Consider the following 14441-nt stretch of genomic DNA (forward strand, 5'->3'; position numbering starts at 1 on the left):
CTTTACTCACTCTTAGGGCAAGAATCAGGCTCGCTCATAATATTTGAATCGAAGATGCTATATTGATTACGCCCTTTCTGCTTCGAGACATACATGGCATTATCGGCCGCCTTCAACACAGACTGCAAATTATCCCCATGCTGCGGATACATGGCGATGCCTATGCTGGCGCCTATCTTAATATCTTCGCCACTGCTGAGCTTCACATCTTGATTTAACACACACCTGAGTTCCGAGGCCAGTTTCTCAATCGCCGGCAGACTACGCTCCTCGAATCGACTGCTATCGAAGTAACACCCTACGACAAACTCATCACCTCCCCAGCGAATACACAGATCGTCATTTCTGAACACCGCCATCATACGGCGACCGATCTCGATCAAGACCATGTCCCCAGCCTCATGGCCATTGGTATCGTTGATTATTTTGAAATTATCCAGATCGATATTCATTAGCACAGCGATCTTATCATTCGCCTCAGCCCTATCAAATAACTCAATCAGAGCCCGACTACCGGCTCTCCTGTTCCTAAGATGAGTTAAACCATCATGATCGGCTTCGAAACGGGTATTGATCTCCCTCTCGGTTCGCTCGGTAACATCATACATCAGCACTTCGATCATCAGGCAGCTCTGCATATCGTCATCTAACACCTTTGAAAATAAGCAATGTACCCAGCAATCGGGCGATCCCGCTAGGGTCTTCATCTTAAGATCTAAGGCAACCGTATCTAAGTTATGACTCTGTCTGATATCCGTAAGAAAGCTCTCTAATTGCAGTTTATTGTAAAACCAATCTGTGAGCCTTAGGCCTATGGCATCTGAGATAGTATGTGATTTATAGATAATTCGCTGAAAAGCTGGGTTAGCGGTAACCAGCAAGTTGTCATTATCTATAAGGCAGATCCCAGCACTGGCTTGTTCGAAAATGAGCCTGAATTTCTTCTCCAAGACTTGAGTCGTTTCTCTCAAATTACGCTCAGAATCTATAGACTGATTCAGAGATGAGACCAGAGAGTTAATCCCTCTCACCAAGCTGCCAATCTCGTCCTTCTGGTGAAATCTAGGTACTGTTAATTTAATATCTTCACCGGGTTTCACCTCTTCGAAACGGTTAATGATCCGATTCAGAGGTGATGTCAGCGCCTTATGGACAATAAACGACACAAGTAAGGCCGTGACTAAAGTCAGCAGTGCCAACTGCTGCGCCTGATTTACGGCGGAGTTCTTGGCGTTAAAATGAATAAATGCCTCATTAGGCAAAATGTTAAGCTGGCCTATTACCTCACTTTCTGAGAAAGGGTGGTACAAGATCAGGGTCGAGACTCCCTCTCGGCCTATAAGCGTTACCTCTCCGGAATACACAGAAAATCCCGGATCACTGATCAATTCAGCCTCTGACACTACGTCATTAATCGCCAAACCATCGATGATCTCCCTCGCTAACACTGCATCCTGTACATACACGGCAATAGAAGCCGTATTCTCTATGGTTCTGGACAACTGATTAACATGCTCCCACAAGCCGAGTTCATTCCTCTCTATCTCTTGGAAATAAAAAAAGTATGAACTCAGAGCAGCCACAAGAGCCACACTCAGCGCGATAGCCAGTGCTACTTTAAAATACAGCTGATGTCTAAAGCGCCTCAAATCGATATACCACTTTTAGTGAATTTGTTAGATCCTGACTAGAAATATAGCCTATACCATGCCTCGAACTCAGCAGCTCATGAATTAATTGATCCGCAGACTCAGTTTCTTTTGGGGGAGTGTTACGACCAGAGAAAAGTAATCTGGCCCAATAGGCATTAATTTGCGCCTCCGTCCGGTTGACCAACTTTTGATAAAATAATCCTTTAAGCTCAGATTTGGGTGCCAGATCGAACACCTTGGCCTTATCCCCATTGGGAAAATTCACATACCGGCCCATAAACAGATCCACCACTTCACTCTTGGTCAATGACTCGACATGGCTTTCACGGCTCACCACCACCAGCAGATCCCCTTCGGCTCTAAGGGGCAGAGTGAGTATTAAGGTGAGTAATCCAATCAGATACTTCATAGGTTAAAGATAAAACTAAAGTTAACTGACAAGAGATCGACCTCAGTATCCCCGACTTGCTCTTGAACCTGAGTCCACATCGCCGCGGACCTTTGATCGATCCAGATATGATCCCATTGAAACTTAATGCAGGTATTAGGGTAGAGATCCCACCTCATACCTAAGCTCAAGCTCGTCTGCTCTATCTTGCTAGAAGTAAAAGCCTCCAAAGCCCCTTCATACAAGGCATTAATTTGTGCCGTGAGTTGTAGGGGGAAGTGAGCTGGTAATTGCGGTGAAGCATAGCTAGTAGGCTCTCCTGAATTATCGATATTGGCCAATACACCATAGAATGTCATCTCATCGACACGGTAACCCACACTCAGATAACCATTGTAGAAAGATTGTATTATTCCCCAGTCAGAGTCGACATAGCCAAGCTCCGATTGAATAACCCAGTTCATATGATCGTATTGCAAACCCAGAGCATAATATTGCAACTTCTGACCCGGCCCATCTATATCCTGGGCCATTTTACTGGCCTCAGGCCATAACGTATCAGGCACGAGATTAAGGCCATCAACCACGTCATTAGACAAAAAATCTAACTCATCCACTTCTACCGCAGCGGCCGCGAGTCGAAATGTCCACTCATCCCACGTATAGATGGAGGTAAGCGCGAAGACATTTTTTATATCGATCTCAAAACGATTAGCCTGTACGGCTAGCACAGAGTGGGTAACCCCATAGGCCAACTTAGTCTCCCAGGTACCTCCTTCTAAATTATGGGTATAACTGATGTCGACGCCATCAATTTTCGCAATAACTGAGGTGATGGCATAAAACTCAGGAATAGGTCTGGACCAGAGATAGGCATAGCTGACGTTTCTGTATTCTGAGTGTATATACAGATCTGTGTTGGTCCTTCCCAGCCTGATGGCCCAATCACGATTTGGACGATAGCGCAGAAATAACAACTCTAAGCTATCCAGAGCCATATCGCTTGCCCTGTCTTTTAATACCAGTTGAGCTATGGCATCTAGACTCTCGGTGAGATCTGCGTTGACTTGCAGGCCCAGCAAGCTGTCAGTCTTAAAGGAATACTCAGAATCACTGGCATTCATGCTGAGCTCTCGATGAAAATAGAGTTCATCACTTGAGTTTCTCACTAAGCCTAAGGTACCGAAACCGTTAACACTCAAGTTGAACTCTGACTGCTCTGAATGGTCATGGATACGAGCTTGTGCCTGACTCATCACACCAAAGTGAGCTAACAGCAATAAAACGCTTCCGCCTAGGGCTCGAGACGAAACATCGACTATCTTGTCTATGATTCTATTTAGCTTCTTCTTGGTTATTTTATCAGGCATAGAAACCTTAATCAGGCATAGAGGAGCTCCCTTTAAAAATAGAACAGTTATCGACAAATCAGCAATGTGCTAGTTATAAATAGTCTTAAGTTATTGAAAATTTGAATTTTGAACATATGAGGTTTGAATCTTGGCTTGGTAACCAGTCCCAATTAGCCATATAGCATGGGCTCTTATAACAACTGGTATTAATCTAGAAGAGTCTTATCAAGGCCCGAGTAAACAAGCTGAAGGGAAAATAAATAAAATAAGCAAAAAAAATCCCCATCGAATGTGATGGGGATTATGACGTTAACTCTGACTAAAGCGCATGCATTGCAGTGCGCGATAAAGAATTAGCTGTCTACAGGTGATACCACGAACAGTAGATCACTTTGAGAGACTTGCTGACCGTTGCTGTTAAGAATTCGCTCGATGCGATATTTCTTATCTTCAGGATACAGAACCGCATCCTGACGATTATAACCAGCCAAAGTTAGCTGCGAGAACATCTTCATAGCTTCTGTAAGCGCTAAAGTCTGATCCGTAGTAACTATATCGCCTTCTTTAACGAAGTCGGCTTCACCAGGTGCTGGAGAGGTGTAGAAGATACCAGCCCCTTGTGCCATCACTTTCAGCTCGTTACTCTCACCGACGCGCAGTGAAGCAGTATCGACGCCGACAGTTTCCGCAGCGGCTTCCATCTCGGCAATCAATTCAGGTACATCTAACTCGGCCATCAGACGAGGCAAGTAGTTAGTGTCGTATACACCTTCGTTGAAGGTGCCATCTTTCAAGATACGAGTCAGTAGCGGAATGTTAGTCGCAATCCCCTTAATGACCACATGGTCGGCGAGGTAATCGTGCAGCTTATTAATCACATCTTCACGACTCTCACCACGGCAGATTATCTGTGCGATCAAGCTGTCATAGTAAGGTGAAACCTCTTTACCCGCCTCTGCGATAGAGATGATCTCTATGTCATCACGCTCTGGCATGGCATATTCGGTGATCATACCTGGATGCGGTAACAGTTGAAGCACACCATTGCTATCCAGTGCAGCCTTCTCGGCTGTCACACGAACTTCGATAGCGTAACCCTTGCTTTGTGGCTCCAGAGCTTCAATCGAACGACCCGCAGCGATATCAAAACCTGCACTAACGATATCGATACCCGATGTCGCCTCGGTAACTGGATGCTCAACCTGCAGACGCGTATTCATCTCCATGAAGTAGACTTCGTTAGTATCTAAGTTATAGATAAATTCGACCGTACCTGCGCCCATGTAATCCGTCGCATTACCTAGATCGAGAGTATATTGAAGTACCTTCTCTTTCAGTTCAGGTGGCAGCATGGTCGAACCAGACTCTTCGACAACCTTCTGGTTATTACGCTGAACTGAACAGTCACGGATACCCAATACCTTAGTATTACCAAACTTATCACGCAGAAGCTGTACTTCGATGTGACGCAGTGAAGTGACATACTTCTCCAGATAAAGGTCACCATTACCAAACGCCGCAGCGGCTTCGGTAGCAGTCTGTTGGAACAGGCTGATCATGTCCCCTTGACGCTCAACGACCTGAATACCTTTACCGCCACCACCTTGTACCGCTTTAAGCAGCACTGGATAGCCGATTTCATTAGCAACGTTTACCGCCTGCTCCGCATTGCTTAAGATACCGTGACTACCAGGTACAACGGGAACACCATTGTCCTGAGACGTCTTAATCGCATTAGACTTGTTACCCATGGTCGTCATGCTGTGAACGCTAGGTCCAACGAAGTTAACGCCGTTATTAACACAAAGCGCGGCAAATTGAGGGCTTTCAGAGAGGAAACCAATACCTGGGTGCAAGGCATCGACATTTTCATACTCGGCAACTTTAAGCACTGAATATGCGTTGAGATAACTCTCATCTGAGGTGTTACCACCGATACAGACCAGTTTATCATTACCCTTAAGCATATCGGCCGGCACTGAAGTCATATCCGGATCCGATGCCACTAAAACAACATCGATACCGTTATCATGGGCCTTACGAATTAGCTTAACTGCGGTACAACCACGAGCATGAATCAATACCTTCTTGATAGGCTTCATTAGTTCACGAGGATCGTCCTGAACTATCTCTTCATCGGCAGACATCATCTCTGGAACTAAAGTTGACAGAGCATTAGCAATCACATCTTCAATCTGAGCCGTAGGCTTAGGCATTAGAGGATCGATACTGGCTAACTGGTCATCGATAGTATTGCTGAACGGATGAGTCACCAAGGCATTCATCGCACCAGGTACTCTCGACAAGTAGTTCGACAGAGTCGAAGTAGAAGGCAAGTAAGCAGGAACAACCATCTGACCCGCAAACGGCATATTAGTACCCGATAGGTAATATGTTTGCACTAATGGATGAGTCACTAAACTCGCCTGTGCACCACCGGTACAGTCACCAAAACCGAACATAAGCACTGGCAGCTCGTTATCACGAATAAAACGTGTGATACGATCGTTAACCACGGCCATGGAGAAGAGTGCAGCAGCACCTTCTTTGGTCTGCATACCACCTGAGCTGATGAAACAAATAACAGGAAGTTTACGCTTAGCACACTCGATCAATAGCGCACTGAACTTCTCAGCGCTGGCCATATCGAAGGCGCCCGCCTGGAAAGCTGTGTTTGAGACCGCAACACCAACACGCATCTGTTGACCATTACGCTCAAAATCCGCCAAACCTGTGATAAGACCACAGGGACGAATACCTTTATCCAGTGCATCTTCGATAGAGAGACGGAAACCGGGGAAGTTAAGCAAGTTAGCTGACATCTTGTCGCCATTGATCTCGTCAAAATCGGTGAAGAACTTACCGATAATACTTTCCCAGCCCATCTTACCTGTACGCTTCTGATCGCGAAGGACCTTCTGGATCAAGAGATCCTGATAACCCATGGTGAGACGGTTCCAGAAATCTTTACGACGACCGATACGTACTGGATTGATTGCACCAGTATATTCACTGTTTTCTTCTTCACTAGCGAAGTATTCAGGTAGTAGACGCTCGAAGAAGTAAGTCAAGATAACGAACAAGCTATCGTTCAACTGAGGGAAACCTACGCTCTTCCACTGCTCAGTCTTAGTCAGGAGTTCAGCACGGTTAGACTGATTCATGAAATACTTGAGCCACTTGTAGAACTTACTCTTATCGTTGGTGACATCTTGAGTCGATAAGGCACGGTCGATTGAACTGTGTAGTAAGTTATCAACCGATGCACGTGACAAGCTCTTAGACATCATGGCTTCTTTAGCGATAGAGGCTAAGTTGCCAACGACATTGTCATAAAGCGCGTTGAAGACAAGAATATTATGACACTGCCAGATGAAGTCTTCACGTAATTCGTCATGAACAACCACATCCAGTACTGTTAGCTTGTTAAGCTCTGGCCAGTCAGCCTGAGTCACTTCAGATGGAAGAGTCTCCAGATACTGGATCAGGCCTTTGAAGTTGTTCTCGGCATTGCCTTTCCAACGGTGAAACAGAGACCAACTGATATTGAAAATAAGCGCCTTACGGGCCTTCTTATAGTTCTCTTTTGGCTCACCCAAGAGTAAACGAGTCAACATGTTGCGTTCGGTAGAGGCTTCATCACGCTTAGCGGTGAAATTACCCCAAAGCTTGTTTAGCTCTTCGTCATAAACCAGCTTATCCGGACTTGATAGCCAAGACTGGAATACGCGGTCTTGCTCTTGCTGAATACGCGCAAGCAAGTCACCTTCAGGCACGCTCACCTTAGACAGGCGACCGTACTGATCTTGAGAGATAGACTGAATACGATTACGCAGGGTTAGATAACGCAGGTAACGGTATGAACTACCAAACAAGTTAAGGTGCATGGTCGGGTTGAAAGCAACCGACAGCTCGGCGTGGTGCTCCAGCGCCTCTAGGCTCTTCGATGGGTTCAAGAAACGAGCCAGACTGCGATCATAGTGCTCACGCAAGTCTTTCGATTCTCGCACAAACTGCACGGCGGCATTTTCAACGGCTTCGACACTGCTGATGATAGCGCGGCGAAGGTTATGCTGACGCTCATCTTTATCCGTCGGAGAGAAATCGATAATGCCGTCGATACAGCCCGAGGTATATAGCTCTTCAGGTGCAACACCTACCGATTTAGCACACTCCTGCCATGACAGGTTGTACTTACGGGCTATGCTCTGCAAGCCCTGAGGTTGAATGGTGTTGAAGATGCCATCACGTAGTGACAATAAGATGTTAGCCGCTGCAAGTGGAATAGCACCACCTGAATAACCGGCACCAATAACGATACCTACGGTGGGCACATCGACATTAGCACTCTCGGCAATCGCCTTAGAGATGCTGTGAGCCTGGTTCTGGCTGTTGGCCACTTCACCTGCATCGGCACCTGGGGTGTCGATAAGATAGATGATAGGCATAGCCAGTTCTGCGAACTTGCGAATGGCCTTACATGCCGCCAAGTGATGCTCAGGCATCCAAGCACCGTTATTAGTGGTACGTTCTTGTGCAATAAAACCAATACGGCGAGTGCGAGTACCGAAGTTCAATTCGATCTCGGCACTGTAAAAAGGCCCTTGGTGGATTTCAGTAATAAGCTTGCCTTTAAGATCGGCAATCACACGCTTAGCACCTGCACGGTTTTTATCTAATGTAGGTTGTATCACCTTCGCGACGTAACCATCGACATCGAGAAGTTCCAACTCTTTCAAGTTAGACTGAATTGTATCTTCACCCAAGAGACCCTTGATCTCTTCAGCTAGGCTCTGTTTGCTGTGTTCAGGAAACAGCGAAAAGTCTTTTGCCAGATGTTCTGCTTTCAGGAAAAGCGGGTCGGCAGATTGAGCCTGAGTCTTGTTTGTGGGCTGATTTTTGCTGGTCATCTATTGATCCTCTGCTTAGCCTCTAAAATTTTTAGCCCGTAAATATAACTTTGTTAAGGTGTCAAATACCATTAAACTAGGATAGACACTTTGTTCCATATTTGAGACAGTGATAAAAACATGCCAGATCTTAACGGTATGATGCTGTTCGCAGCGGTTGTTAGAGCCAAAGGCTTCTCTCAAGCAGCCCGCGAAACAGGCATCCCAAAATCAACCATAAGTCGTAAAGTTGCTCAGTTAGAGGAGCAACTGGACGTACGTCTACTGCAGCGAGATACTCGAAACTTGAGTCTCACTCAGGTTGGTGCGCTCTTCTATCAGCATTGCATCAGCATTCGTGACGAAATAGAGGCAGCTAAAGCCACCATAGAGAACACCAATAACCATGTTTCCGGCTCCCTGCGCATAGCTATCCCTGTCTCATTTAGCCAAGAACTTATCGCCAATCTATGTAGCAGCTTTATGCGTCTCTATCCTAATGTAGAACTGGATGTGCAGTTTACCGACAGTGAAGTGGGTCTGGTCGGTGAAGGCTATGATATCGCCATCAAATATGGGCCATTGCAATCCTCAGACCTAGTCGCCCGTCTGCTGTTTGAACGTCAACCTATCTTAGTCGCCAGCCCAGGTTACCTGAAGGCCAATGGCACGCCGGCCACACCACAAGAATTAGCCAATCATAATGGCATTTTATTGGGTACCTCACGCTCAGCACCCATCTGGCCCCTGGGGAAAGGTAATAGAAAAACCATGGTCAGCTTCAAACGTAAGGTCAGGGTCAACAGCGCCGTGATGGTGAAAAAGCTATCTCTGGATGATTTTGGTATTGCCATGTTATCTAACTCGGTATGCAAAAATGAGCTAGCCAGCGGCTCCCTAGTACCCATTCTTCAAGAATGGCCCATCGAGGCATTTAAAGTCTATGGTGTCTACTCGAGCAGAAGGCAGCTAGCCACTAACATCAGTGTATTCTTAGATTTCTTCACCAAACGTTTCAGCAGCCAGGAATCACTGCAATCATTGATGATGTAGGTTTAAAGTAAGCTCTAAGTTATAAGCCAGAGGCTGAGCGGAGAAAGCGCTAAGTAAAAGCTAATGGAACACAAATAATCGAGTAAGCAGCTAACTCCTGATACAAGTTTAGAACGGCAGTAAAACTTGAAAAAATTGAATCTACTTACAGCTTAAAACTTCTCCCAGATGACTTTAAGCTGCCACACCTCACCAAAAACGCAACAAACCAGATGCTTTATTTGCACTCACTTGTCATGCATACTTATATAAGACCATAATCAATTCAAATTGATAACCCACTAAATTGTTCCATAATCATCAAGAACAAAATCAATCCCCCTAGAAATCATTAGCTATAACAGCAGAAAATATCAGGAGCAAGCCATGACGAAATCCAGTTTAGCAATTGCAGTTGCGGGACTTTTCACCGGTGCAATGTTCAGCACAGCAACTATGGCTAATCTGGATATAGAAGAGGCTCGCATCCCCACCGCAGTCCAAGCCATACCCAAAGTTGTCGGACGCTATCAAGCCTTGATCAATAGCTTAGGCGAACAGTACAGTGAGCAAACCCATGAGTTGAAAATGACTCAGATGGTTGCCAGACAGGGAGAGCGACTCTGGCAGCAGGCTGTCAGGGATGTACAATCAGGAGGCCAGGATGACCGTCCTCTGTACTGGGGGCGTTTGGCCATGAAAACCTTGCTTAAGCAGCAAGCGCCTTCGTTCAAAATTGCTCCCTGGCAAAGAGATATAAACCTAAGTGCTATCGAAAAGTCTTCCAGAGGCTTCAGCAATATAAGCTTTGAGGCCGATACCCAGGTCAAAATCTTGCTGACTGGATTCGACCCTTTCTTCCTCGACCGTAATATCGATCAGAGTAATCCTTCAGGTTTAGCGGCATTGGCACTGGATGGCTATCAATTCTCGGTTAATGGCAAGCAAGCACAAATACAGACGGTTATGATCCCAGTACGCTTCGCCGACTTCGATCTAGGTATAATCGAATCCCTGCTCACTCCTTATTACCGTGAAAATAGCCTGGATATGATTATCACAGTCAGCATGGGTCGCGACGAGTTCGATCTCGAACGCTTCCCTGGGCGTAATCGCAGCGCAACAGCACCGGATAACCTAAATATACTCACTGGCGCCAACCATGAAAATCCAATCGCACCTATGTTTAATGGTAAGACACTTAACGGCCCCGAGTTTGTAGAGTTTTCTCTCCCGGTTAAAGCCATGCAATCAGTGCAGGGAGATTCGGCTAAATGGAAGGTAAACGATAACCATGGTGTCACCACTCAAGGGAAAGGCAAATTTAACGCCTCCTCCTTATCTGAGTTGCAAGCAGCCACCTCAGTTGAAGGCTCTGGCGGTGGTTACCTATCGAATGAGATCTCATACCGAGCAGTCTTATTGCAGCAGCAATTTAACAGTAAGATCCCTGTCGGTCATATCCATACCCCGAGAGTGAAAGGTTTCGATGCTAAAACAGAAACCGATATAGTCGAGCAGATCAAAGCCATGGTCATAGCAGGAGCCAAGAGCTTATAGCCTCTTATTCCTAGCGAGTAAATGACACTAATCAATGATCAATTGACTAGTGTCATTATCCAACTCGCAATGGTATTAACTACTGTATAATCCCAGCTCTGGCATTCATTTTTAGCACTATAGTTGTAAATCAGGGCTGCATGTTTAACTTATTCGGATCGAAAAAAACAACTCAAGTCTGCTCGGCTGAGCAAGCCAAATATGAATTTGAGGATGAACGCCACCAGCAGGTAGCTCAACAGGTATTAGACTGTTATCGACAAGCAGAGGCCAGCCTGGACAGGACTTTTTCACGGCCAGAAATCAACTTTAAACTCAAGGGTAAGAGTGCGGGCACGGCTCACCTGCAACTCAATTTACTCAGGTTCAATGCCACTTTACTGGCAGAAAACCATCAGGCCTACATAGACCAAGTTATCCCCCACGAAATCTGTCACCTGCTGGCTTATCAATTATATGGCAAGGTCAAACCCCATGGCAGGGAGTGGCAAGCCTTAATGATTAAGATTTATCAACTAGAGCCAGCCACGACTCATACTCTAAACACTCAATCTGTGGCAGGTAAAACCTTCGATTATTTATGCAGTTGTGGCAGTGTTCCTCTAAGCATTCGCCGTCACAATAAGATAGTCAGAGGTGAAACCAAGTATCGTTGCAGACGCTGCAAACAGGAGCTGAAAAGAGCTTAACTGATCTTACTTCAACCAAGCTCTTGCTTCTATTACCCTTCATCCCGTAAAATCCCGCAAAAGAGCAGACACTAGTTCTGCCTATCGTCTTTGGGCATGCTAGCCCTGTTTTAGGGAACACCATTGAAATTTTTTTCGACACTCAGCGCTGCCTTTATGGGTTTAGTGCTAAGTCTACTCTTATCATCGCCTTCGTTCGCATCACCTTCTCACCCTACCAGCTTTAGCCAGGCTAAACGACTGGCAAAAAAGCTCTATAGCAATGAGCTGCCAAGCACTAGTTTCTATTGTGGCTGTGATATCAAAATCCAAGGGAAAAAGTGGGGGCCGGATCTGGAAAGCTGTGGCTACCAGGCAAGAAAGCAAGAGAAACGGGCCGAGCGCATCGAGTGGGAACATATAGTCCCAGCCTGGGCATTGGGCCACCAGCGACAATGTTGGCATGAGGGGGGACGAAAAAATTGCACTAAAAATGATCCTATATTTAGAATCATGGAGGCTGATCTGCATAATATGGTGCCCGCCGTTGGCGAGGTTAACGGCGACCGGAGCAATTATCGCTTCAGCCAATGGAACGCTAAGCCAGAGCAATACGGTCAATGCGCCATGGTGGTCGATTTTAAATCTCGTAAGGTTGAGCCTCCGAGCTACACTCGAGGACGCATTGCCCGCACCTATCTCTACATGCAAGCCGCCTATGGTTTAAAAATCGCCAAGAGCCAATTAAAACTGTTCAAAGCATGGGATAAAACTTATCCAGTTGATACTATCGAATGCAAGAGAGACCAAGCCATCGCTCGAACTCAGGGAAACCATAACCCTTTTGTTAAACAAGCCTGTGACTCACTTGCTGTAAATACCCAGATTGCGGAGTAAAAAATAGATGAGAATCCCGAGAATATACCAAGACTCACCTTTGGCAGTCGGTGACACCTTAGCACTCCATGATGAGGCGGCATCGCACATAGGTAGAGTGCTGCGAATGAGCCAGGGCGAACAAATTAGCCTGTTCAATGGTAGCGAGCATGACTATTTGGCTGAGATCATTTCTGCCAGTAAGAAGAATGTCTCTGTTAAGATCCTATCTTCCAGTATTAACTCCAGTGAGTCGCCGCTACATATTCATCTGGGACAGGTGATCTCCCGTGGCGATCGTATGGACTTTACCATTCAAAAATCTGTAGAGTTGGGCGTCAATACCATCACACCTCTGTTTTCAGAGCGTTGTGGTGTCAAACTCTCCGGCGAGAGATTAGAGAAAAAAATACACCAGTGGCAGAAGATAGTCATTGGCGCTTGTGAGCAATCAGGCCGCAGTCGGGTTCCAGAAATCAGGCCAGCCATGTCATTAGAAGCTTGGTGTGGTGAACAGACAGATTCACTTAAATTAAATCTGCACCCTAGGGCATCTCATGGTATCCAAGGCTTGTCTCTCGACGTCCCCAAGGTCAGACTCTTAATAGGACCGGAAGGCGGGCTCTCAGAAACTGAGATACTCAAGACTGAGCAAGATAAATTTACCGATATCTTATTGGGGCCTAGAGTACTTAGAACAGAAACCGCGGCGCTGACGGCTATCAGCGCACTGCAACTCAAATTTGGTGATTTATAGGTTCTAGTTCTAGGCCTGGATGCTAGCAAGTTCTAGGCTTTAGCAAATAAATTGTGTAAGAGCGCAAAATATTAGCAGCTAAACCTCTTACAAAAGCACATTACAGAATTCAATTGGTCCATCGACATATGATGGAAATAAGGAAGCGAATAGATGATCAAGCTCGGCATAGTGATGGACCCCATCAGCGACATTAACATCAAGAAAGACTCTAGTTTCGCTATGTTACTCGCGGCTCAGAGTCGTGGATATCAGCTCTTCTATATGGAGATGCGAGATCTTGCCATGGTTAATGGTAAGGCTATGGCCAATATGCGCGCCTTAAGCGTCAAACAAGATCCTGACAACTGGTTTGAATTAGGCGAAGCTATCGATACGCCTATGTCAGATCTTGATGTTGTCTTGATGCGCAAAGACCCACCATTCGATACCGAGTTTATCTACGCAACCTACATGCTCGAGCGAGCCGAAGAGGAAGGCGTACTGATCGTCAATAAGCCTCAGAGCCTGCGTGACGCCAATGAGAAACTATTCACCGCCTGGTTCTCCGAGTTTACCCCGGAAACGATTGTGACCAGAGACGAGACCCGTATCCGTAACTTCTATCAGGAAAAAGGCGATATCATACTCAAGCCACTCGATGGCATGGGCGGTAGCTCCATCTTCAGAGTCAAGAAAGATGATCCAAACTTAGGCGTGATCATTGAAACGCTAACTAATTACGGCCAGCAATATGCCATGATCCAAGCCTTTATTCCTGACATCACCTCAGGTGATAAACGTATCTTGGTCATCGATGGTGAGCCAGTGCCCTATTCCTTGGCTCGTATCCCACAAAAAGGCGAGACACGAGGCAACTTAGCCGCTGGCGGTCGTGGTGTAGCCCAGCCTCTGTCTGAAAGTGATTGGCACATTGCACGCAGCATAGGTCCTGAACTGAAGAAACGTGGGCTTATCTTCGTCGGCCTGGATGTGATTGGCGATAAGCTTACCGAAATCAACGTCACTAGCCCGACATGCATCAAAGAGATTGAAGCAGCTTATGATGTGGACATTACAGGTATGCTAATGGACGCAATCGAAGCAAGGCTTAAAGCGAAGATTTAAGCCTTTTATGTGATGTGGACATTACAAGTATGCTAATGGACGCAATCGAAGCACAGACTTAAGCACATAAGTGATATAGACATTACTTATGTGCTAATTAATCCAATCTAAGCACGAGTTAAAACAAGCTAGGATATTAGCAATGGGCGCGACGCAAAAA

Annotated in this window: 10 protein-coding genes; 6 read left to right on the plus strand and 4 right to left on the minus strand. The window is 46.0% G+C overall.

Annotated elements, in window-relative coordinates; translation table 11 throughout:
• Window positions 1–2 precede the first annotated feature (2 nt).
• The 4 genes from SVI_RS17335 to SVI_RS17350 form a co-directional block, all read right to left on the minus strand.
• On the minus strand, window positions 3–1649 hold the full coding sequence (locus SVI_RS17335) for a sensor domain-containing diguanylate cyclase (RefSeq protein ID WP_049791120.1): 1647 nt from the start codon (window positions 1647–1649) through the stop codon (window positions 3–5).
• Window positions 1636–2061: a hypothetical protein gene (locus tag SVI_RS17340; RefSeq protein ID WP_013052943.1), complete on the minus strand. Its 426-nt coding sequence runs from the start codon at window positions 2059–2061 to the stop codon at window positions 1636–1638. Before SVI_RS17340 ends, SVI_RS17335 begins: the two co-directional genes overlap by 14 nt.
• Entirely contained in the window at window positions 2058–3410 is a 1353-nt protein-coding gene (locus tag SVI_RS17345; RefSeq protein WP_013052944.1) for a hypothetical protein, read from the minus strand. Before SVI_RS17345 ends, SVI_RS17340 begins: the two co-directional genes overlap by 4 nt.
• A 335-nt stretch (window positions 3411–3745) precedes the next feature.
• Entirely contained in the window at window positions 3746–8302 is a 4557-nt protein-coding gene (locus SVI_RS17350; RefSeq protein WP_013052945.1) for an ATP-binding protein, read from the minus strand.
• Between the two features lie 120 nt (window positions 8303–8422).
• Here SVI_RS17350 and SVI_RS17355 point away from each other — a divergent pair, with 120 nt between their 5' ends.
• The 6 genes from SVI_RS17355 to gshB all read left to right on the plus strand — a co-directional run bounded on the left by SVI_RS17355 (window position 8423) and on the right by gshB (window position 14281).
• Window positions 8423–9334 carry a LysR family transcriptional regulator gene (locus tag SVI_RS17355; RefSeq protein WP_013052946.1) on the plus strand — a complete coding sequence of 304 codons (912 nt, stop codon included), beginning with the start codon at window positions 8423–8425 and terminating at the stop codon, window positions 9332–9334.
• A gap of 366 nt (window positions 9335–9700) precedes the next feature.
• Complete coding sequence (locus SVI_RS17360; protein WP_013052947.1) at window positions 9701–10873, plus strand: hypothetical protein; 1173 nt, start codon at window positions 9701–9703, stop codon at window positions 10871–10873.
• Between the two features lie 140 nt (window positions 10874–11013).
• Window positions 11014–11562 (plus strand): SprT family zinc-dependent metalloprotease, encoded by a 549-nt coding sequence (locus SVI_RS17365; protein WP_013052948.1) that lies wholly within the window; start codon window positions 11014–11016, stop codon window positions 11560–11562.
• A gap of 156 nt (window positions 11563–11718) precedes the next feature.
• On the plus strand, window positions 11719–12438 hold the full coding sequence (locus SVI_RS17370; RefSeq protein WP_041420453.1) for an endonuclease: 720 nt from the start codon (window positions 11719–11721) through the stop codon (window positions 12436–12438).
• 7 nt (window positions 12439–12445) lie between these two features.
• Entirely contained in the window at window positions 12446–13174 is a 729-nt protein-coding gene (gene rsmE / locus SVI_RS17375) for a 16S rRNA (uracil(1498)-N(3))-methyltransferase (RefSeq protein WP_013052950.1), read from the plus strand.
• Window positions 13175–13327: 153 nt separating this feature from the next.
• A complete protein-coding gene (gene gshB / locus SVI_RS17380) occupies window positions 13328–14281 on the plus strand; it encodes a glutathione synthase (RefSeq protein WP_013052951.1) in 954 nt (317 codons plus the stop codon).
• Window positions 14282–14441: the final 160 nt, after the last annotated feature.

This window comes from Shewanella violacea DSS12 (genome assembly GCF_000091325.1).
Classification (GTDB): Bacteria; Pseudomonadota; Gammaproteobacteria; order Enterobacterales; family Shewanellaceae; genus Shewanella; species Shewanella violacea.

What these genes read in the sequence shown, in the direction of transcription:
- gshB (WP_013052951.1), top strand. Translation starts at nt 13,328, where the DNA reads ATGATCAAGCTCGGCATAGTGATGGACCCCATCAGCGACATTAACATC.
- SVI_RS17345 (WP_013052944.1), bottom strand. Translation starts at nt 3,410, where the DNA reads ATGCCTGATAAAATAACCAAGAAGAAGCTAAATAGAATCATAGACAAG.
- SVI_RS17340 (WP_013052943.1), bottom strand. Translation starts at nt 2,061, where the DNA reads ATGAAGTATCTGATTGGATTACTCACCTTAATACTCACTCTGCCCCTT.
- SVI_RS17365 (WP_013052948.1), top strand. Translation starts at nt 11,014, where the DNA reads ATGTTTAACTTATTCGGATCGAAAAAAACAACTCAAGTCTGCTCGGCT.
- SVI_RS17350 (WP_013052945.1), bottom strand. Translation starts at nt 8,302, where the DNA reads ATGACCAGCAAAAATCAGCCCACAAACAAGACTCAGGCTCAATCTGCC.
- SVI_RS17360 (WP_013052947.1), top strand. Translation starts at nt 9,701, where the DNA reads ATGACGAAATCCAGTTTAGCAATTGCAGTTGCGGGACTTTTCACCGGT.
- rsmE (WP_013052950.1), top strand. Translation starts at nt 12,446, where the DNA reads ATGAGAATCCCGAGAATATACCAAGACTCACCTTTGGCAGTCGGTGAC.
- SVI_RS17355 (WP_013052946.1), top strand. Translation starts at nt 8,423, where the DNA reads ATGCCAGATCTTAACGGTATGATGCTGTTCGCAGCGGTTGTTAGAGCC.
- SVI_RS17370 (WP_041420453.1), top strand. Translation starts at nt 11,719, where the DNA reads ATGGGTTTAGTGCTAAGTCTACTCTTATCATCGCCTTCGTTCGCATCA.